16 protein-coding genes are annotated in these 18,536 nt (G+C 67.0%); 8 read left to right on the top strand and 8 right to left on the bottom strand.

Features of this window, described 5'->3' with window-relative positions:
• Positions 1-21 precede the first annotated feature (21 nt).
• Positions 22-1,143 (top strand): succinyl-diaminopimelate desuccinylase, encoded by a 1,122-nt coding sequence (gene dapE / locus ACRYLO_RS02285; RefSeq protein WP_482658671.1) that lies wholly within the window; start codon positions 22-24, stop codon positions 1,141-1,143.
• Positions 1,144-1,146: 3 nt separating this feature from the next.
• Here dapE and ACRYLO_RS02280 read toward each other — a convergent pair whose 3' ends face one another.
• From ACRYLO_RS02280 to ACRYLO_RS02265, 4 genes are all read right to left on the bottom strand, one after another.
• On the bottom strand, positions 1,147-2,823 hold the full coding sequence (locus tag ACRYLO_RS02280; RefSeq protein WP_482658670.1) for a putative bifunctional diguanylate cyclase/phosphodiesterase: 1,677 nt from the start codon (positions 2,821-2,823) through the stop codon (positions 1,147-1,149).
• Positions 2,824-2,893: 70 nt separating this feature from the next.
• Positions 2,894-3,478 (bottom strand): Smr/MutS family protein, encoded by a 585-nt coding sequence (locus ACRYLO_RS02275; protein WP_482658669.1) that lies wholly within the window; start codon positions 3,476-3,478, stop codon positions 2,894-2,896.
• Positions 3,479-3,481: 3 nt separating this feature from the next.
• Positions 3,482-4,741, bottom strand: coding sequence for a murein transglycosylase A (mltA, locus tag ACRYLO_RS02270; RefSeq protein WP_482658668.1), 1,260 nt, complete (start codon positions 4,739-4,741; stop codon positions 3,482-3,484).
• 21 nt (positions 4,742-4,762) lie between these two features.
• A complete protein-coding gene (locus ACRYLO_RS02265; protein WP_482658667.1) occupies positions 4,763-5,413 on the bottom strand; it encodes a Tim44/TimA family putative adaptor protein in 651 nt (216 codons plus the stop codon).
• 175 nt (positions 5,414-5,588) lie between these two features.
• Here ACRYLO_RS02265 and secB point away from each other — a divergent pair, with 175 nt between their 5' ends.
• From secB to ACRYLO_RS02245, 4 genes are all read left to right on the top strand, one after another.
• On the top strand, positions 5,589-6,086 hold the full coding sequence (secB, locus tag ACRYLO_RS02260) for a protein-export chaperone SecB (RefSeq protein WP_482658666.1): 498 nt from the start codon (positions 5,589-5,591) through the stop codon (positions 6,084-6,086).
• Positions 6,087-6,229: 143 nt separating this feature from the next.
• Entirely contained in the window at positions 6,230-7,795 is a 1,566-nt protein-coding gene (gene murJ, locus ACRYLO_RS02255) for a murein biosynthesis integral membrane protein MurJ (RefSeq protein WP_482661657.1), read from the top strand.
• 15 nt (positions 7,796-7,810) lie between these two features.
• The gene (gene trpS, locus ACRYLO_RS02250) at positions 7,811-8,821 is read left to right on the top strand and encodes a tryptophan--tRNA ligase (RefSeq protein WP_482658665.1); all 1,011 of its coding nucleotides are present in this window, start codon (positions 7,811-7,813) and stop codon (positions 8,819-8,821) included.
• Between the two features lie 48 nt (positions 8,822-8,869).
• Positions 8,870-10,432, top strand: coding sequence for a hypothetical protein (locus tag ACRYLO_RS02245; RefSeq protein WP_482658664.1), 1,563 nt, complete (start codon positions 8,870-8,872; stop codon positions 10,430-10,432).
• Here ACRYLO_RS02245 and ACRYLO_RS02240 read toward each other — a convergent pair.
• From ACRYLO_RS02240 to ACRYLO_RS02230, 3 genes are all read right to left on the bottom strand, one after another.
• Positions 10,429-11,802, bottom strand: coding sequence for a glutamate--cysteine ligase (locus ACRYLO_RS02240; protein WP_482658663.1), 1,374 nt, complete (start codon positions 11,800-11,802; stop codon positions 10,429-10,431). The two genes, ACRYLO_RS02245 and ACRYLO_RS02240, sit on opposite strands and share 4 nt — an antisense overlap.
• A gap of 296 nt (positions 11,803-12,098) precedes the next feature.
• Positions 12,099-13,664, bottom strand: a complete 1,566-nt coding sequence (locus ACRYLO_RS02235) for a P-loop NTPase family protein (protein WP_482658662.1) — start codon at positions 13,662-13,664, stop codon at positions 12,099-12,101.
• Between the two features lie 202 nt (positions 13,665-13,866).
• Complete coding sequence (locus tag ACRYLO_RS02230; RefSeq protein WP_482658661.1) at positions 13,867-14,610, bottom strand: 16S rRNA (uracil(1498)-N(3))-methyltransferase; 744 nt, start codon at positions 14,608-14,610, stop codon at positions 13,867-13,869.
• Between the two features lie 192 nt (positions 14,611-14,802).
• Between ACRYLO_RS02230 and ubiA the strand changes: the two genes are divergently transcribed.
• From ubiA to ACRYLO_RS02215, 3 genes are read left to right on the top strand one after another with little or no spacing between them, the layout of a single operon-like run.
• Positions 14,803-15,672 (top strand): 4-hydroxybenzoate octaprenyltransferase, encoded by an 870-nt coding sequence (gene ubiA / locus ACRYLO_RS02225; protein WP_482661656.1) that lies wholly within the window; start codon positions 14,803-14,805, stop codon positions 15,670-15,672.
• Between the two features lie 31 nt (positions 15,673-15,703).
• On the top strand, positions 15,704-17,050 hold the full coding sequence (locus ACRYLO_RS02220; RefSeq protein WP_482658660.1) for a TldD/PmbA family protein: 1,347 nt from the start codon (positions 15,704-15,706) through the stop codon (positions 17,048-17,050).
• On the top strand, positions 17,043-17,831 hold the full coding sequence (locus ACRYLO_RS02215; protein ID WP_482658659.1) for an inositol monophosphatase family protein: 789 nt from the start codon (positions 17,043-17,045) through the stop codon (positions 17,829-17,831). The genes ACRYLO_RS02220 and ACRYLO_RS02215 overlap by 8 nt, the downstream gene beginning before the upstream one ends.
• Here ACRYLO_RS02215 and ACRYLO_RS02210 read toward each other — a convergent pair.
• A complete protein-coding gene (locus ACRYLO_RS02210; RefSeq protein WP_482658658.1) occupies positions 17,821-18,534 on the bottom strand; it encodes a hypothetical protein in 714 nt (237 codons plus the stop codon). The genes ACRYLO_RS02215 and ACRYLO_RS02210 overlap by 11 nt on opposite strands.
• Positions 18,535-18,536 lie beyond the last annotated feature (2 nt).

The raw sequence follows: 18,536 nt of genomic DNA, 5'->3' as shown, positions 1-18,536 counted from the left end.
CCTCCCAGTGAAGGAGCGAATATGCCCGATGTCGTCGACCTGACCAAGGCGCTGATCGCCGCGCCCAGCATTACACCGGCACTAGGGACAGTGTTCGATGTGCTCGAGGCGGCGCTGATCCCGCTCGGCTTCGACGTCGAGCGCTTCATCGCGGGTGAGGCCCCCGATGGCCCGGTCGAAAACCTGCTGGCTGTACGCCATGCCGGGCCGGGGCCGCATTTCGCCTTTGCCGGGCACCTCGATGTCGTGCCGCCCGGCGAAGGCTGGGCCAGCGGCGCGTTCGAGCCAGAAATCCGCGGTGACCTGCTCTATGGCCGTGGCGCGGTGGACATGAAGGGCGCGATCGCAGCGTTCGTGGCGGCGCTCGCCCCCCTGCCCGCATCCGGCACCGTCAGCCTGATCATTACCGGGGACGAGGAAGGCCCTGCAACCTATGGCACGCTCGCGATCATGGATCGGATGGCGGCACGCGGCCTGACCCCCGACCTGTGCCTGGTCGGTGAGCCGACCTCGGCGCATCGGCTGGGCGACACGATCAAGATCGGTCGGCGCGGATCGACCGTGATCGATATCGAGGTACCGGGGCGGCAGGGCCATGTCGCCTACCCGCATCTGGCCGACAACCCCGTCCCCCGCCTCGTCCGCGCGCTGGCGGAGATCGACGCGATCATTCTGGACGAGGGGACCGACTGGTTCCAGCCATCGAATATCGAGGTGATCGATCTGGAGGTGGGCAACCCGGCGACCAACGTCATTCCCGGCCGGGCCAGGGCGCGCATCTCGATCCGCTTCAACGACCAGCATCGCGGGCACGACCTGATCGCGCGGGTGCAGGACATCGTTCACGCCCATGCCCCCGCCGGCATCGTGCGCGGCCGCGTCTATGGCGAGGCGTTCCTGACAGAGCCGGGGGCGCTGTCCACGCTGGTGGCGGACGCGATCCGGGCGGAAACCGGGGTCGATGCCGAACTGTCCACGAGTGGCGGCACGTCCGACGCGCGCTTCCTGTCGCGCATCTGTCCGGTGGTTGAATTCGGCCTGCTCAACGCGACGATGCACAAGCTGGACGAGGCGGTCGCGCTGGACGACCTGCATGCGCTGACGCGGATTTATGCGGGCGTGCTGGGGCGGGTGTTCGGGTAGGGCTTACGCCCGCAGCGCCAATCGCGGCGCCGCGCTCGCCCATTCGAGGAACGCGTCCTCCGGCATCGGCTTGGCGATGACGTAACCCTGCAAGATGTCGCAGCCGATCACGCGCAGCACTTCCAGCTGCGCCTCGGTCTCGATCCCCTCGGCCACCACTTCGCAACCGATACCGTGGATCAGACCGATCACCGCATGCGCGATGGTCCGCGCCTCGGCACTGGTCGCGACATTTTCGACCAGGCTGCGGTCGAGCTTGACGCGGTCGAGCGGCAGGTCGCGCAGGCGGGCAAGGTTGGAGTAGCCGGTGCCGAAATCGTCGACCGCCACGGTCGCGCCATCGCTGCGCAGCGCCGCGATCGCATCGATCACCTCACGCGAACAGTGCATCGCCAGCGTTTCGGTAATTTCCAGCTCGAGCAACCGCGCCGGCGCTCCAGCGGCCTGCATCGCCTCCCGCAACCGCCGGAAGAAGGCAGCATGGTCGAGCTGCCGCGGGCTGATATTGACCGCCATCCGCTGCTCGATACCCAGCGCGCCCCAGCGCGCGATCGTCGCGGCGACATGTTCGACCACCCATTCGCCGATCTCGACGATCAGGCCGGTTTCCTCGGCGCGCCCGATGAAGCTGCCCGGCAGGCACAGGCCGCGCGTCGGATGCTGCCAGCGCAGCAGCGCTTCGGCGGCGACGATACGGCCGTCGCCCGCGCTGATCTGCGGCTGATAGACCAGGGTGAACTCATCGCGCTCAACCGCCATGCGCAGGTCGCTCTCGAGCACCGCGCGTTCGGCGATTTCATTGGCAAGATGGTCGGTGAAATGTTCGGCGCGCCCGCGACCTTTGGCCTTGGCGTGATACATGGCGGCGTCGGCGGCGCGCATCAGGTCGGTCAGCGACGAGCCATGCTCGGGCCGGATCGCGATGCCGACCGATGCTCCGATCGACACTTCCTGATCGGCCAGATCGAACGGTTCGGACAGGGCGAACAAGATGCCGCGTCCGACCCGGTCGGCGTCGCGGACATGGCCCAGCTCGGGGAAATAGATGGTGAACTCGTCGCCTGACAGGCGCCCGATCAGCGGCTGGCGCGCATCACCCTCGATCGCGAAGCGGTCGGCAACCGCGCGCAGTCTATTGGCCACCATGCCGAGCAATTGGTCGCCGACGGCATGACCGAGCGTGTCGTTGACCGCCTTGAACCGGTCAAGGTCGATGAAGAATAATGCCGCCATCGCATCCTGCGGCAGCTCGGCCAGCATCCGTTCGCAACTGCGGCGGAAATGGATCCGGTTGGGCAGGCCGGTCACCGGGTCATACAGCGCCAGCCGCTGCACGCTCTCCAGATTGCTGTGCAGCTGGCTAAACAGCCCCTCCATGGCATGCGCGAGCGGCGGAACGCATTGCTCCACCTCTTGCGGAATTTCGCTTTGCAGGTCGCCATTGGCCGCGCGGGTCAACCGCTCGATCGCGGCGTCGATCGCGGCGGCGGTCGAGGCAATGGTGCGCTCGGCATAGGCCCAGCACATCGCGGCACAGATAATGGCGGCGATCAGCGCGCGACTGGCGCTGGCAACGTCGAATGGCCCGCGCGTGGTCGCGGCGAGCGCCAGGATGAAGACGAACGCCCCCGCGCACAACGCGAACGCAATCGCGCGGCTTTTGAGCGAAAATCCGTCCATTGCGATTGCGCGATCCCCCACGCCAGCCGGACCATCCGGCTTCCTTGAACGGAGGTATGCCGGGAAAGAGTTAAAAATTTCGCGCCGGCGACCGGGATCGACGCAGCACGATATAGAGCGCGCCCTGCCCCCCGTGCCGGGGATGCGCGCCGCGCACTGCCGCGATGGAATCGGCATGGCGCGATGCCGCGAGCCAGTCGCCCACCGCCGCGCGGATCGCACCGCGCGCATGCGGGCGCTCGGACTCGGGGCGCGGCGGCTTACCGGTGATCAGCAGCAGCACCCGGTCCCCCCGCGCCACCGCATGATCCAGTCCGCGATCCAGCATCGCATGCGCGCTGGCGAGCGTATGGCCGTGCAGATCGATCGAACTTTCCGGCGTGACGAGGCCCCGCGACAGCCGCCGGTCCCACCCGCCGTCGAGCGTATCGCGTGGCGGCTTGGGCGGGGTCGGCGGAGCGGGCTGGCGCAGCGGCGGCACCCGGCCTTTCACCTTCTTGGGCGGGACCGGTTCAGCGACGGGGGTCGGCGCGACGAACGGCACGATCGGTGCGGGCGGCACCGGCGTGGCCCGCGCAATCGGCGTCACGCTGGCAACCACGCGCTGCCACAATGCCCGCTCCTCGGGCGAAAGCGCGCGCGGCGGACGGGCCATCGATCAGTCGCGTGCGGCGCCGAGCCGCTCTAGCGTCCCCTTGGGCAGCAGCAGCCAGGCGGTGCCGCGCGCGGCCATGCCGCCGGCAATCGCCCGCGCATCGTCGCCCGCGCCCCAAAACGTGTCGAAGCGGTTGGAGCCCTTGATCGCCCCGCCCGTATCCTGCGCGATCCACAGGCCATTGGCGTCCTGGCGATCCATCGACAGGAACACCGGCGCACCGAGCGGCACGAATTTCGGGTCCGTCGCGACTGTCGCCTGCGCCGTGACCGGAATGCCGAGCGCGCCCAGCGGACCCGCCCCGGTCAGCTCGCGAAAGAACACATAACTCTTGTTCTCGCGCATGATTGCCTTCCCCTCTTCGGGGTTGGCGCGCAGATAGGCCATGATGCCCTGCATCGACGCCTGCCCACGCTGGACCAGGCCGCGGTCCAGCATCAGCTTGCCGATCCCGGTATAGTCGCGCCCATTCTGGCTGGCATAGCCGATGCGCATGACGCCACCATCGGGCAAGCGCAGGCGGCCCGAGCCCTGGATCTGGAGGAAGAACAGCTCGATCGGATCGGCCGCCCACGCAATTTCCAGCCCGCGCCCGGCGAGCGCGCCCTGCTCGATCGCGGTGCGGTCGTGATAGGGGACCAGCTTGGTGCCATCGACCCGCCCGCGGATCGACTTGCCCGCCAGCGTATCGGTAAAGCTGCCCAGATCGACATCGACCAGATCGGTCGGCCGGGCATAGACCGGCACTTCATAGCCCGGACGCCGCGTGCGCGAACCAGCGATTTCGGGTTCGTAATAGCCGGTGACGAACGCCTTGCCGTCGGCGACCTGCACCGTTTCGAAATAGCGCGCGAAAAAGGCGCTGGCGTCGCGGTCCTGGGTGGTGCGCGCTGCATCGCAGGCGGGTTGCCAGTCCGCGCCGCGCGTCAGCCCGGTCGCATCGGTGCGGCGGACCAGGGTCGCACAGCTCAGCTTGAACGCCCCGAGCGCGCGCGCGGCAGCGGCCATGGTGATCGGCAGGTCGTCAACCGCCGGGCCGGGTAACAGCCCGGCACCGGCCGCATTGGTCACCCCGGCCGGAACCGGCGCGGCGGGCGCAGGGGTCAGTGGTGTGGCGGCAACCGGCTGACGCACCGGAACGCTGGTGGACGCACCCGGCCGCGCAGGGACCGCACCGCCAGTCGCGGGCCGCCCCGCCGGAACCACCCCGGACGAACACGCGCCCAACAGCGCGGCGCAAGCCGCTACCCCCCAAGCGCGCATCACCTTACCCCTTATACCCGATCAAACTTCGTCGGTGTCGCTCAGCTTCCAGTTCGGATCGCCGCTGCCCAGCGTGCGGCTGAACGTCCAGGCATCGTGCGTCTGCACTGCGTCGCTCAGCGACCCGGCAATGACGTTGCCGTCCTTGTCGCGCGTGATTGCGGCGATATCGGCGTCGAAGCGGACCGTGATCCGCGCCACGCGACCGTCGAGCGCGATGTCGGAGATGGTTGCCCGCTCGATCGAGATCAGGCGGTTGTCGAGCGTTTCGCCCGCCGCCTCGCGCGCGTCGATCGCGGCGATGAAGCTGTCGCGCACCTCCGCATCGACGAGCCATTCGAGCGTCTCACGGTCGCCCTTCCAGAACGCCTCCAGGATCATGCGATAGGCCGACTTTGCGCCCTCGACGAACTGACCCACATCGAACGACGGATCGGCGGCGACCAGCGCACGCAGGCCGCCCTCCGCACCGCTTTCCAGCGCGCGCGGACCGGTGTCGCGCACCTCAGCCGGCATGTCGATCGTGCGCGGCATTTGCGGCGCACCGACACGCTCCTCCGCCGGGCGCGGCAACGGCTGCTCATGCCCGGTGCGCTTGCCCAGCACCGAATACAGGCGGAGCGCAAGGAACGCGGCAATCGCCGCAAACAGGATCACCACATATAAAGACACGTCGTCACCTTCTTTCTGGGTTCCAACATAGGCCGGAAACCCGCGCGTTTCAAATCCGGTCTCGTGCGAACCGCACGCCCGTTGAAACGGTCAACCGCCCCTGCTAGGCGCGGCGGTCATTCGAACGCGGCGAACCGCGACAATATCCCGAACACGCAAAGGAAGTTTCACGATCATGGATACGCCCGACACCGCAGCTCCCCAGGCGAACGGCGCCGACACCGCCCCGTCGGTCGGCGTGATCTCGCAATATACCAAGGATTTTTCGTTCGAAAATCCGAACTCGCCTGCCATCTATCAGATCCAGGGCCAGCCGGCGTTCGACGTCCAGTTCAACATCGGCGCGGCCGAAGTGGCGCAGGACGTTCATGAAGTGACGCTGAAGATCGATGTCCGCGCGACGATGGAAGACCAGGTCGCGTTCATCGTCGACCTGTCCTATTCGGGGCTGTTCGCGATCCGCAACGTGCCGGACGAGCATCTTCAGCCCTTCCTGCTTGGCGAAGCGCCGCGCCTGCTCTTCCCCTTCGCGCGCCGCGTGCTGGCCGACGCCGTCCGCGACGGCGGCTTCCCCCCGCTGATGCTGGAGCCGATCGACTTCAACGGCCTGTATGAACAGCAGCGCGCCCAGCACGACGCGCAGGCGCAGCTCGGCGAGGCCGGCCAGGCGTAATTCAGGACGAGCCGCCCGCCCTCTCAACGTCATCCCCGCGAAGGCGGGGATCCATTGACTGTGACGGCGCGGCTCGATCCGATAAGGCAGCCTGAATGGATTCCCGCCTTCGCGGGAATGACGAAAGTGGCGGTGTCGATCAGATGAATCTCGTCAAGGCACTCGGGTCGATCGGCGGGTTGACGCTCGTCAGCCGGGTGCTGGGGCTGGTCCGCGATTCGCTGTTCGCCCGCTATGTCGGCGCGAGCTTCGCCTCCGACGCGTTCCTGATCGCCTTCCGCCTGCCCAATCTGTTCCGCGCGCTGTTCGCCGAAGGGGCGTTCAGCGCGGCGTTCGTGCCGATGTTCAGCAAGAAGGTCGGCGAGTCCGGCGGCGACACGAAGTCGGCGCTGTCCTTCGCCGAAGAGGCGCTGTCGGTCCTTTTGCCGATCCTGATCCTGATCACTGCGGTGATGGAGATCGCTGCCTTTCCGGTGGTGTGGGCGCTGTCGGGCGGGTTCAACGACGCGAGCCCCGCCGAATTCGCCTATGCGGTCGAACTGTCCCGGATCACCTTCCCCTATCTGCTGCTCATCAGCCTCGTCTCACTGCTCGGTGGCATCCTCAATTCGCTCCAGAAATTCTGGGTCAACGCCGCCGCGCCGATCCTGCTCAATGCGACCCTGATCGTCGCCTTGCTGTTCTTCCACACCGACGAAACGCTGCTGACCGCGCGCAATCAGGCGATTGCGGTGACCGTGTCGGGCGTGCTCCAGCTGCTATGGCTGATCCTCGCCTGCCGCGCGGCGGGCGTGAAGCTGCGACTGCGCCTCCCCCGCCTGACCCCGGACGTGAAGAAGCTGCTCAAGCTGATCGGCCCGGCAGCGGCGGGCGCGGGCGCGTATCAGATCAACCTCGTCATCTCGACCGCACTCGCCGCCAGCCTGCTGGTCGAGGGTTCGGTGTCGTATATCTATTATGCCGACCGGCTGAACCAGCTCCCGCTCGGGCTGATCGGCATCGGCCTTGGCACCGTGCTGCTCCCCACCATCGCGCGCCAGCTGGGTGCCGGGAATGACGGTGCGGCGATGCACACGCAAAATCGCGGGATGGAGCTGGCGCTGTTCCTCACCCTCCCCGCTACTGTCGCGCTGGTCGTATGCGGCGTGCCGATCGTCGCGGCACTGTTCCAGCATGGCGCCTTCACGCCCGAGGATAGCCGCGCGACGGCACAGGCACTCGCCGCCTTCTCGGTCGGGCTGCCGGCCTATATTCTGGTCAAGGTGCTCACCCCGGGCTTCTATGCGCGGTCGGATACCAAGACGCCGGTGCGCTATGCGATGATCTCGATCGCGATCAACCTGGTGCTGAACCTCGCGCTGATCGTCCCGCTCAAGCATATGGGGCCGCCGCTCGCCACCGCGATCGCCGCCTGGGTCAATGTCGCCTTGCTCTACCGCACGCTGGTCAAGCGCGGCCATTTCGACGCCGACCCGCAATTGCGCCGCCGCGTGTGGCGGCTCGTCGGCGCGGCGGTGGCGATGGGCGCGGTGATGTTCTTCCTCAACGACCTGTTCACGCCCTATACCAGCGGCAGCTGGACGATCCGCACGGCTGCAATGATGGTGCTGGTCGGCGCTGGCTGCATCGTCTACGCCGCCGCCTGTTTCGCAACCGGCGCGTTCCGGCCGAGCGACATCAAGTCGCTGGTCCGTCGTCGCGCCGCCTGATCGTAGAGAACCCCAATGCGCGTCGTTTCCGGCATCAAGCCTACCGGCAATCTCCACCTCGGCAATTATCTCGGGGCGATCAAGCAATGGGTCGGGATGCAGGCCGATGTCGAGGCGGCGGGCGGCGAGTCGATGTACTTCATCGCCGACCTGCACGCGCTGACCGAGTGGAGCGAACCCGCCGCGATCACCGACAGCACGTTCGAGGTGAGCGCCGCGATGATCGCCAGCGGCATCGATCCCGCCCGCTCGATCCTGTTCAATCAGGCGCGCGTTCCCGCGCACAGCGAGCTCGCCTGGCTGCTCAACAATGTCGCGCGCGTCGGCTGGCTCAACCGCATGACCCAGTTCAAGGACAAGGCCGGCAAGAACCGCGAGGGTGCGAGCGTCGGCCTGTACGATTACCCCGTGCTGATGGCCGCCGACGTGCTGCTCTATCGCGCGACGCATGTGCCGGTGGGCGAGGACCAGAAACAGCATCTGGAACTGGCGCGCGACATCGCCGCCAAGTTCAACCTCGACTACAAGACCGACCTGCTGCTCGAGCCCGAGCCGCTGATCAGCAAGGCCGCGCCGCGCATCATGTCGCTGCGCGATGCGACGCAGAAAATGTCCAAGTCGAACCCGTCCGAAGCGGCGCGGATCAACCTGGTCGATGACGACGACGCGATCGCGCAGAAATTCCGCAAGGCCAAGACCGACCCCGAACCGATGGGTGAGAGCTGGGAGTCGCTCAAGGACCGGCCCGAGGCCAAGAACCTCGTCACCATCTTCGCCGCACTCGCCGACCGCACGCCGGAGGATGTGGTGGCGGAATATGCCGGGCAGGGTTTCGGCAGCTTCAAGCCCGCGCTCGCCGATCTTGCCGTGGCGAAACTCGGCCCGATCCGCGACGAGATGGTCCGCCTGATCGCCGACAAAAGCGCGGTCGACGCCGAACTGCGCAAGGGCGCCGAACGCGCCGCCAATCTCGCCGCGCCGCTGCTGCGCGACGTTCAGCAGGCGATGGGGCTGCGGATCGGCTGACAGGCTTTGTCGCTGGCATGAACGCGATTGGCTGATAGGCTGTGGGGGATGCGATGGCTCATCCCCCTGCTATTCTGCGCCAGCCCGGTGCTCGCGGCGGAACGCGCACCGGTGCCGAAGGACATGCGGAAAGTGCCGGCCATGCTCGACGCGTGCCTGCAGAAGCCCGAACCGGCCGACCGCTGTGTCGACCTGCAATTTGCCCACGCCCGTGCGCTGCTGGCGACCGATCCGGAAGCCGCGCACAAGCTGGGCAAGGCGATCTATGTCGCGCTGATGGATGCCAGTGAGGTTGAGGAAAACCGCATCGCCCCGCTGCAGTTCCGCCGCGAAAAGGGTACCATCGCCCCCGCCGACGCCGCCGACCTCAAGCGCGGAGAGGAAGCGGTCCGCCGCTACTGGATCGAAATCGCAGCGGTCAGCGAATTGCTCGGCGATGCCGGCACCGCGGCGGGGAAAATCTATCGCGAGCCGGCACAGGATTATGACCGCGCCGTCGCGATCCTCGAACAGCGTGGGCGCGGCGACGCCGACACGCGCTGGCGACTGCGCGCCAAGGGCAAGCACGCCGCCGCGTTTACCGACTCCCCCTCCCCCGGCGAGGGCGAGAAGCCTGCGCGCGACGCCTATGACGAAGCGCTCAAACAGTTCGGCCCGGCCGATCCGCTGACGCTGTCCCTCGCGCTGACCCACGCCGACTCGCTGGCTCAATTGGGCCGATTCGGGGAAGCTGAGCCGCTGTACCGCGACACCCGCGCGCGGCTGACCGCTCCCGCCGCGCGGCTCGATGCCGATATGCGCTACCTGCGCCTGCTCGTCCGTCTCGACCGGCGGCAGGAGGCCGAAATTCTGGGCCGCGACCTTCTCGCCCGCTTCGCCGCCGCGCGCGCCGACCCGCTGCAGACGGCGCGCGTCTATCTCGACCTGTCGGCGGTTCTGCTGCCCGAGGATGGGCTTCCACTCGCCCGCAACGCCGCAATGCTGCGCACAGCGCGACTGGGAGAGAAGCATGTCGATACCGCGCGGGCGCAACTCGCGGTGGCGAGCCTGCTTGAAGCGCTGGGCCGCTATCCCGAAGCGCAACCGCTGCGCTATGCTGCGGTCTGGGCGCTGCAGGGCAAGCTGTTCTCACAACATCCCGAAACCGCCACTGCCTGGCTGCGCTATGGCGAGAATCTGTTGTTGCAGGGCAAGGTGAAGGAAGCAGCCGCCGCGCTGCGCTCCGCAGAATTCTCGGTGCGCGATTCGGTCGGTGTTGCGCATCCGCAATATGGCCGGGTGCTGCTGTTCACTGGATTGGCGGCCATGCGTCAGGGCGATCCGACGGGGATGGCGACGATGGAACGCGGTCTGCACATCATCCGCGCGGGGCTTGTCACCACGCATATGGACCGGGTCCAGGCGGAAGTGAGCTGGGGCGTCATCAAGTTGATGAGCGGCGATCCGGCAACTGCGCGCATCCAGTTTCGCACGGTGGGCGAGGCCGGTCGCGAACGCGCGGCGGCATGGCGCGACTATGGCGTGCGCGCACAACGCGAAATGCGGCAATTTTCCGGCGTTTACAGCTATGCGATCCGCGCTGCGTGGCAGCTGGCGGAGAAGAACCCCTAAAACCGCGTCTCGTCATAGATCCGGCTGACATCGCCCTGCCACTCGCCATGATAGCGATCGAGCAGCAGCTCCGCCGGCACCTTGCCGCTCCGCACGATCTCGCGCAGCGGGTCGAGAAAGCCGTTCTCGCTGTCCCCGGCCGAATTGAGCCGCGCACGCGCCGTCAGGCCCGCCCCAGCGATGTCGATTACCTGCCCCGCAATATCGCGCAGTGTGCCGCCCCCGGGCAGCGGCGCGTCGAGGCCGAGCCGCGGCACGCTGTCGCGCAGCGTCTGACGCCCGGCCATGTCCCAGTCCTTGACCAGATCCCACGCCGCATTCAGCGCGCCCTGGTCATAGAGCAGCCCGACCCACAAAGCGGGCAGCGCGCAGATGCGCCCCCACGGCCCGCCATCGGCACCGCGCATTTCGAGGAAGGTCTTCAACCGTACTTCGGGGAAGGCGGTCGACAGATGGTCCGCCCAATCGTCGATCGTCGGCTTTTCGCCCGGCAGGACCGATAGCTCGCCCTTGAGGAAGTCGCGGAAGCTCAGGCCAGCCGCGTCGATGTAGCGTCCGTCGCGATAGACGAAGTACATCGGCACATCGAGCGCATAGTCGGCATAATGCTCATACCCGAACCCATCCTCGAACACGAACGGCAGCATGCCCGTGCGCGCCGGATCGGTGTCGGACCAGATGTGCGAGCGATACGACAGCATCCCGTTCGGCTTGCCCTCGGTGAACGGCGAGTTGGCGAACAACGCGGTCGCCAGCGGTTGCAGCGCCAGCCCGACGCGGAACTTCTGCGCCATGTCCGCCTCGCTCGCATAATCGAGGTTCACCTGAATCGTGCAGGTGCGCAGCATCATGTCGAGGCCGAGGGTGCCGACCCGCGGCATATGGTTTAGCATGATACCATAGCGGCCCTTGGGCATGATCGGCAGCTCGGCGCGCGTCTTGTCCGGCCACATGCCAAGGCCGAGGAAGCCGATGCCCAGCTTCTCGCCCACCGCCTTGACCTGCTCCAGATGGCGGCCCGTCTCGGCGCACGTCTGATGCAGATTGTCGAGCGGCGCCCCGGACAGCTCCAGCTGTCCAGCCGGCTCCAGGCTGACATTGCCGTCCGGCCCGGCCAGCGCGATCACATTGCCGCCCTCTTCGACCGGCGACCATCCAAACTGGGTCAGCTCGGCCAGCAGGTCGCGGATCCCACCGGGCTCGTCATAGCTCGGCGCGTGATTGTCCGCAGTGGCATAGACGAACTTCTCATGCTCGGTGCCGATGCGCCAGCGCGCCGCCGGCTTCTCGCCCCCGGCGAAATAATCGAGGAGCGCCTGACGGCTCTCGATGACAGGCGCGTTGCTGTTTGAAACCGTCTTTGTGCTCATCGCGCGCATTTAGGCGCGCGAAACGATCTGCGAAAGGGGGGATGAAACACCCAAATCGGGATGGGAAATGCGGCGATTGGGACGTGTGCTATCCAGCGCTTCGTGCCTTGGCAGTATCGAACCGGCCTCCGCCTTCCGCAACGGCCGCTCAAGCACGGCAGCGATCAGGACACGGCGTGATCGCAAAGGACCGTAAATATGTCGAAAAGCGGCCGTCAAGTTGCAAGCGCACGAACCGGTCATCTCTAAGTATATGTCATTACAGTTTCATCCCGCGCGACAATCCGGCCTCGGAATTATCGGGATATCGGCGGCGAAGCGTCCTTACTGAGTTTCCATGCCACGCGAACCTGACCAACAAATGCCGGACGACCGGCCTTTACATAGATCTTCGCGACCTCCGTGAACCCTCGCTCATATCCCATTTTCTCTAGTACTTCAGAACCTGCCTCACGATATAGCGCGCGAGATCTTCGCAAATCGCCGTCTGGCAGTTCGAGCTTCTCGGCGACGCGCAGCAGGGCATCTGAATAAGCCAGTCGCGCGCCCGAGTCTTTCAACCCCGACATAATCCGGCCAATTGCCGGATGCGTGGCCGGTACCGTGGCAAGCAGATCGGAAAGCGCAGACCTGTACGCGCGCTCAGCACTGAACCGCTCGCCAAGAGCTTGGAGATCTTCTGCCATGTGGGCAGTTTGAAGCGCTGCCGGCGCACTCGCGCCGCTGCTCTCTGCACTGTCCTGCGCCAGCATCCAAGCAAGGTTACCGCGCGTTTCGCTGGCAGCTGACAAGATCTTGTTCCAATCGCCGGCTCTGGAAAAATGGGGCCACCAGAACTCGTTGACGGCTGCTAACTGATCCATAGCAATCTGGCGCTGAGATCGGTCACGAAATTTACCCTTGCGCAGGCTGGCGACAGCTTCTGCGGCGGAACCCGTAGCTTCTGGATAACGCTCGGTGCGAAATAGATTAAGCACCTTCTCGGCTTGCAGCATTGCAAGTTCCGGCGCGTCGGATGGTAGTTTCCGCTTGGCAAAAGCGTGGGCATGCTCGGTCAGTCGAGATGCCTCAGTATTTCGCTCCTGCTTGGCAAGGTTTTGCGCAAGGAGGAGTTGGTCCATCACATAGGATTCCACCGGCCGACCAGCCATGGTGCCGCGATTTGCTGCTTGGCGGCGGAACTCTTCTGCCTCTTTGGGCTGGGCCAGCACCTCCAAACTCGATGCGAGCTTGCGTAGTAGAGAACTGCTTGCTGGCGCCCTCGATTTGGCACCTCCTGCCCGCGCAGCAGCGAGATACGCAACCGCAGCGCTTCTGGTCTGATCGCGCGACGCGTCATAGTCACCGAGCGCCGTGTACGCATTCACAATCGCGGCGAGATCGTTTGCGTTCCATTTACGGTGCCATTCGACAATGCGCACGAGCTTCGATCGTGCTTCGGCCTGGTCATCCCGCTTCTCAAAGGTGGATGATGCCACCAAGGCACGGGCGCGCAGACTGTCGGCAGAGACCTGCAGCGCCACCACCCAGTCGGGATTGTCTTCAGGAAGTCGCGCATCGGCCATCTCGATCAGCGCCCGGCGCGAGAACCGCACGCTCGTGTCGGGATCGGTCGCGCGCGAGCTTAATGCGAGAGCAAAAAGGAGCTTCCGGCAATCTGCGCCGTTCGGACGTGCCGCATGGCACTCATCGTTGCGTTTTAGCAACTCTTCATGGTCCGCTTGCGACACATTCCCGTCACGGCGTTGATCCGATGCAATGGGCTTGGCCGACGTTGGCCGGTTGCCCGTCGCATGCGCCGGCACCGAAAGCACCGCGGCAGCGAGAAGCACCAGCAATCGTTCGATCTGCACCCGAATCATCGTTTTGGCCCCTTGGAGCGGCGCTCAGGTGAGGACGCCGCAGATTTCAACCTATCCGCTGAACGGCTTATGGCAACACGCTGGGTGGGCAAAATGAACGTGCGCGATGGCGTCGGCAACCGACAGACGGTGATGGCGGAATACTGCCCCGGTTCGACTGTGCGTTGCGGCGCGCGGGCCGCCGCGGCATGCGTTCAAACGCTCACCAATCCCCCACCGCCCCCATCCAGAGGCTTACCGCCGCCGCCGCCGCTGTCTCCGCGCGCAAAATCCGCGGCCCCAGCGATATTCCCACCGCCCCCGGCACCGCCCGGATCGCCTCGCGCTCCTCCGCGTCGAAGCCACCTTCCGGCCCCACCAGGATCGCCGCCGGGCCGGGATGCGCCTTCATCGCCTCCAGCGCGGGCGCGCCGCCGGTCTCGTCGGCAAAGAACAGCGTCCGCCCCGCCGGCCAGTCGCGCAGCAGTGCGGCCAGCCTCACCGGCTCGACCAGTTCGGGCAGCGCGGTGCGACCGCATTGCTCCGCCGCCTCGACCATGTGCGCGCGCAGGCGGTCGAGGTTGAGCTTGTCCACCACCGCGCGCCGCGTCAGCACCGGCGCGACCCGGGCGACGCCCAGCTCGCACGCCCTTTCGACCACCCAGTCGATCCGCCCCTTCTTGATCGGCGCGGCGCACAGCCACAGGTCCGGCACCCCCTCGCGTTCGCGCAGCTTCTCGCGCACCTCAAGCACCACGTCGCGCTTGCGCACCTCGCTCGCCACGCCCAGCCATTCGCCGGTCGCATCGTCGAACAGCTTCACCGGATCGCCGACCTTCAACCGCATCACGCTGGCAAGGTAATGGCCCTGCTGCCCGTCGATGCGGCGATGTTCGCCCATCGTCAGAGCGGGTTCGACGAACAGGCGCGGGGTGGATTGCGGCGGCCAGGCGGGGGTAGCGATCATGGCTTTCCCTTACCCAGACGCAAAACTTTCGTCACCCCGGCCTTGTGCCGGGGTCCACTGCGCGGCAAGTCCAAAGCAATAGCCTCACGCGCTGCGCGTGCGGCACGGTGGACCCTGGGACAAGCCCGGGGTGACGGAGGAATTTTGGCGAGCGACCCCAACATCGTCCCCGATACCGAACATCGCGGTCTCATGGCGCTGCTGCCCGCCGCCGCGCGCCCCTATGCCCTGCTCGCCCGGTTCGACCGGCCGATCGGCTGGTGGCTGCTGTTCTGGCCCGGCGCTTGGGCGATCGCGCTGTCCGGTGGCGCGGTCGAGCGCTGGGACCTGATCCTGTGGTTCCTGCTCGGTGCGATCGCGATGCGCGGCGCGGGCTGCGTCTATAACGACATCGTCGACCGCGACCTCGACCGTCAGGTCGCCCGCACCCGCAGCCGCCCGCTGGCGAGCGGCGCGGTCAGCCTGAAGGCCGCGTGGCTGTGGCTCGGCTTTCTGTGCCTGATCGGCCTCGTCGTGCTGGTCCAGCTCAACCCCTTTGCGGCCGGGATCGCCGTCGCCAGCCTAGCGCTGGTCGCCGCCTATCCGTTCATGAAGCGGATCACCTGGTGGCCCCAGGCATGGCTGGGCCTCGTCTTCTCCTGGGCCGCCCTGGTCGGCTGGGCGGCGGTCGCGCGCGAACTCCCTTTGCCCGGCCTGCTGCTCTATGCCGGGTGCATCGTCTGGGTGATCGGGTACGACACGATCTACGCGCTACAGGATGTCGAGGATGATGCGCTGGTCGGCGTCCGCTCCTCCGCCCGTCGTCTCGGCAGCAACGTAAAGGTGGGGGTGGCGCTCTTCTACGCCCTCGCCCTCGCCCTTTGGAGCGCCGCCTTGTGGCAAGTCCGCCCCGACCCGCTCGTCCTCGTCGCCCTCGCCCCGATGGCGCTGCATCTGGTCTGGCAGGTCGTGACCTTGGCCCCCGCCGACGGCGCCAACGCGCTCCATCGCTTCCGCTCGAACCGCAATGCGGGGCTGCTGATGTTCGCCGCCTGTTTCGTCGTGGGGACGACAGCCTTTTGACCTTCGCCCCCGCACTTCCTAGATCGCGTCGATGCTGACCCCCGATCAAGCCCGTGACCGCGTCCACGACGCCATTGCCCGCGCCACCCGCGCCGGTGCCGACGCCGCCGATGCGATGCTGTCCGCCGGCGAATCGCTGTCGGTCTCGGTCCGGCTCGACGCGCTTGAGGATGTCGACCGTGCCGAGCATCTCGAACTCGGCCTGCGCGTCTTCTGCGGCCAGCGCTCGGCGAGCATTTCGACCACCGACCTGACCCCCGCTGCGCTCGACATCCTCGCCGAACGCGCCGTCGCGATGGCGCGCGAAGCCCCCGAAGACGAATGGGCCGGCCTCGCTCCGGTCGAGCGGCTGATGCATGGCAATGTGCCGCAGCTCGACCTCGACGATGGCACACTGGGCGATCCCGCCGCCCTCAAGGAAAGCGCGCTCATCGCCGAACGCGCCGCCCGCGCCGTCCCCGGCGTCACCAACAGCGAAGGCGCAGGTGCCAGCGCCAGCCGCAGCATCTGGGCGCTCGCCACCAGCCATGGCTTTGCCGGTGCCTATGCCTCGTCGAACCACAGCATCTCCGCCAGCGTGCTCGCGGGCGATGCCGGCGCGATGGAGCGCGATTACGACTATCACAGCGCCCGCCACGCCGCCCGCCTCGACTCCGCCGAGGACATCGGCCGCCGCGCGGGCGAGCGTGCCGTGGCCCGCGTCGGTGCCGGTCGCGTTCGCGGCGGCGCGATGCCGATCGTCCTCGACCCGCGCGTCGGATCGAGCCTGCTCGGCCATCTGAGCGGCGCAATCTCGGGCAGCGCGATCACCCGCAAGACCAGCTTCCTGCTTGAGGCGATGGGTACGCGCATCTTCGCAGCCGGCATCGACATCATCGACGATCCCCACCGCCCCCACGGCCTGCGCTCGCGCCCGTTCGATGGCGAAGGGCTGCCGGTGTCGCCGATGCAGCTGGTCAGCGACGGCATGCTCGAAACCTGGCTGCTCGACAGCGCCGCCGCGCGTCAGCTGGGCCTCGAGCCCACCGGCCATGCCGTGCGCGGCGTCGGCGGCGCGCCGAGTGTCGGCCCAAGCAACCTCTACCTGGCCAATGGCAAGACCCCGGTCGCGTCGCTGATCGCCGATATCGACTATGGCGTGTACGTCACCGAACTGATCGGTCAGGGGATCAACCTCGTCACCGGCGACTATAGCCGCGGCGCGGCGGGCTATCTGATCGAGGGTGGTGTCATCACCACGCCGGTCAGCGAGTTCACCGTCGCGGGCACGCTGCAATCGATGTTCCGCGAACTGGTCCCCGCCAACGACCTGAACTTCCGCTACGGCATCAACGTGCCGACCCTGCGGATCGACGGGATGACGGTGGCCAGTGGCTGACGATCTCGCCGCCGCCGTCAGCGCCATCGCCGCCGAAGCGGGTCGGCTGGCGCTCGGCCGCTATGGCACCGATGTCGAGAAATGGGAGAAATCGCCGAATAACTTCGTGTGCGAAGTCGATCTGGCGGTCGACGAACTGCTCCGCAACCGCCTCTCCGCGCTCCTCCCCGACGCCGGCTGGCTGTCAGAGGAGACCGCCGACGACTTGGCGCGCCTGTCCTGCCGCCGCGTCTGGGTGGTCGATCCAATCGACGGCACCCGCGACTATCTGCGCCAGCGCCCCGGCTGGGCGGTCTCGGTCGCGTTGGTCGAGGATGGCCAGCCGGTGATCGGCGTGCTCGACGCCCCGGTGCGCGGCGAACATTGGCTGGCGGTCAAGGGCCAGGGCGCGACCCGCGATGGCGCGCCGATCACGGTGTCGGACCGCACCGACCTGACCGGTGCACGCGTTCCAGCCGACGATCTGGCAAAGGTCGACCGCCATCTGGTCAGGGTCGATAAACCCAATTCGATCGCGCTGCGCATGGCGATGGTCGCTGCGGGCGACGCCGATCTGCTCGCCACCTTCCGCTGGGGCGCCGACTGGGACATCGCCGCCGCCGTGTTGATTGCGCGTGAGGCCGGCGCAAAAGTCACCGACGCATTGGGCAAGAAAATCCGCTTCAACACCCCACGCGGCGAAAGCTTCGGCCTGCTCGCCACCACCCCCGCCATCCACGCCGCCGCCGCCGATCACCTCCGGCCACGGGCGGTGGAGGCGCTGGGCAAGCCTATCCGCTGACCTCGTCATCGCCGCGATAGCGGATCTGCAGGTACCGCCCGCGCGTCGCCAGCGCGTCCAGATCGCCCTGCGCCAGCTGCGCCGACATCTGCGCGATTTCCTGATCGATCAGCGCCAGCCCGTCGACCAGTTGCTTGTCCGGCGACTGGCCGAAGCGGTCAACGCGGCGCAGATTTTCGGGAACGCGCTGATAGCCCTTGATCAGTTCGGGCAGCTGCTCGCCGACCAGCTTGCGCACTTCCGCCGCCGCCGGTTCCGCTTCGTTCAGCGCCTTGAGCTGTCCGGCCAGCACGTCCAGCTTGACCCCAATCCCGTCGACCAGCGGCATCGCCACCCCCGGCAGGCTCGGGCGCTGGCGGTCGAGCCACTCCTCGGTCTGCAGCGGCAGCGACGCGAGCGCAACCTCGCCGAACCGCTCGGGGATTGCTTCCCGGCTGGTCGGCATCAACCCGAAGAACAGGGTCGCTGCGATCAGCGCCGCCATCACCAGCAACGCGCCGCCCATGCCGAGCGGGATGAACAAGCCAACCACCATCGCCCCGACCAGGATTGCGCCGTCGGCCGCAGCGATGCGCCCGATACGCCCGAGAATCTCGGCTTCCCGGCGCTTTTTCGCGCGTGAACTCAGCGTCGTATAGCGCTCGCGCGAGCGGTTCAGGACTTCGCTCGCGCGGTCAATCTGGCGGTCAATCTCGGTCGGCACGG

This window comes from Sphingomonas sp. SDUR79 (assembly GCF_056821745.1).
The sequence above is the reverse complement of the archived record's forward strand: the minus strand, read 5'-3'. Positions and strand labels throughout refer to the sequence as shown.

What these genes read in the sequence shown, in the direction of transcription:
- ACRYLO_RS02275 (WP_482658669.1), bottom strand. Translation starts at nt 3,478, where the DNA reads ATGGCCCGTCCGCCGCGCGCGCTTTCGCCCGAGGAGCGGGCATTGTGG.
- ACRYLO_RS02280 (WP_482658670.1), bottom strand. Translation starts at nt 2,823, where the DNA reads ATGGACGGATTTTCGCTCAAAAGCCGCGCGATTGCGTTCGCGTTGTGC.
- ACRYLO_RS02220 (WP_482658660.1), top strand. Translation starts at nt 15,704, where the DNA reads ATGCTGACCCCCGATCAAGCCCGTGACCGCGTCCACGACGCCATTGCC.
- mltA (WP_482658668.1), bottom strand. Translation starts at nt 4,741, where the DNA reads ATGCGCGCTTGGGGGGTAGCGGCTTGCGCCGCGCTGTTGGGCGCGTGT.
- trpS (WP_482658665.1), top strand. Translation starts at nt 7,811, where the DNA reads ATGCGCGTCGTTTCCGGCATCAAGCCTACCGGCAATCTCCACCTCGGC.
- ACRYLO_RS02240 (WP_482658663.1), bottom strand. Translation starts at nt 11,802, where the DNA reads ATGAGCACAAAGACGGTTTCAAACAGCAACGCGCCTGTCATCGAGAGC.
- ACRYLO_RS02245 (WP_482658664.1), top strand. Translation starts at nt 8,870, where the DNA reads ATGCGATGGCTCATCCCCCTGCTATTCTGCGCCAGCCCGGTGCTCGCG.
- dapE (WP_482658671.1), top strand. Translation starts at nt 22, where the DNA reads ATGCCCGATGTCGTCGACCTGACCAAGGCGCTGATCGCCGCGCCCAGC.
- ACRYLO_RS02230 (WP_482658661.1), bottom strand. Translation starts at nt 14,610, where the DNA reads ATGATCGCTACCCCCGCCTGGCCGCCGCAATCCACCCCGCGCCTGTTC.
- murJ (WP_482661657.1), top strand. Translation starts at nt 6,230, where the DNA reads ATGAATCTCGTCAAGGCACTCGGGTCGATCGGCGGGTTGACGCTCGTC.
- ubiA (WP_482661656.1), top strand. Translation starts at nt 14,803, where the DNA reads ATGGCGCTGCTGCCCGCCGCCGCGCGCCCCTATGCCCTGCTCGCCCGG.
- secB (WP_482658666.1), top strand. Translation starts at nt 5,589, where the DNA reads ATGGATACGCCCGACACCGCAGCTCCCCAGGCGAACGGCGCCGACACC.
- ACRYLO_RS02235 (WP_482658662.1), bottom strand. Translation starts at nt 13,664, where the DNA reads ATGATTCGGGTGCAGATCGAACGATTGCTGGTGCTTCTCGCTGCCGCG.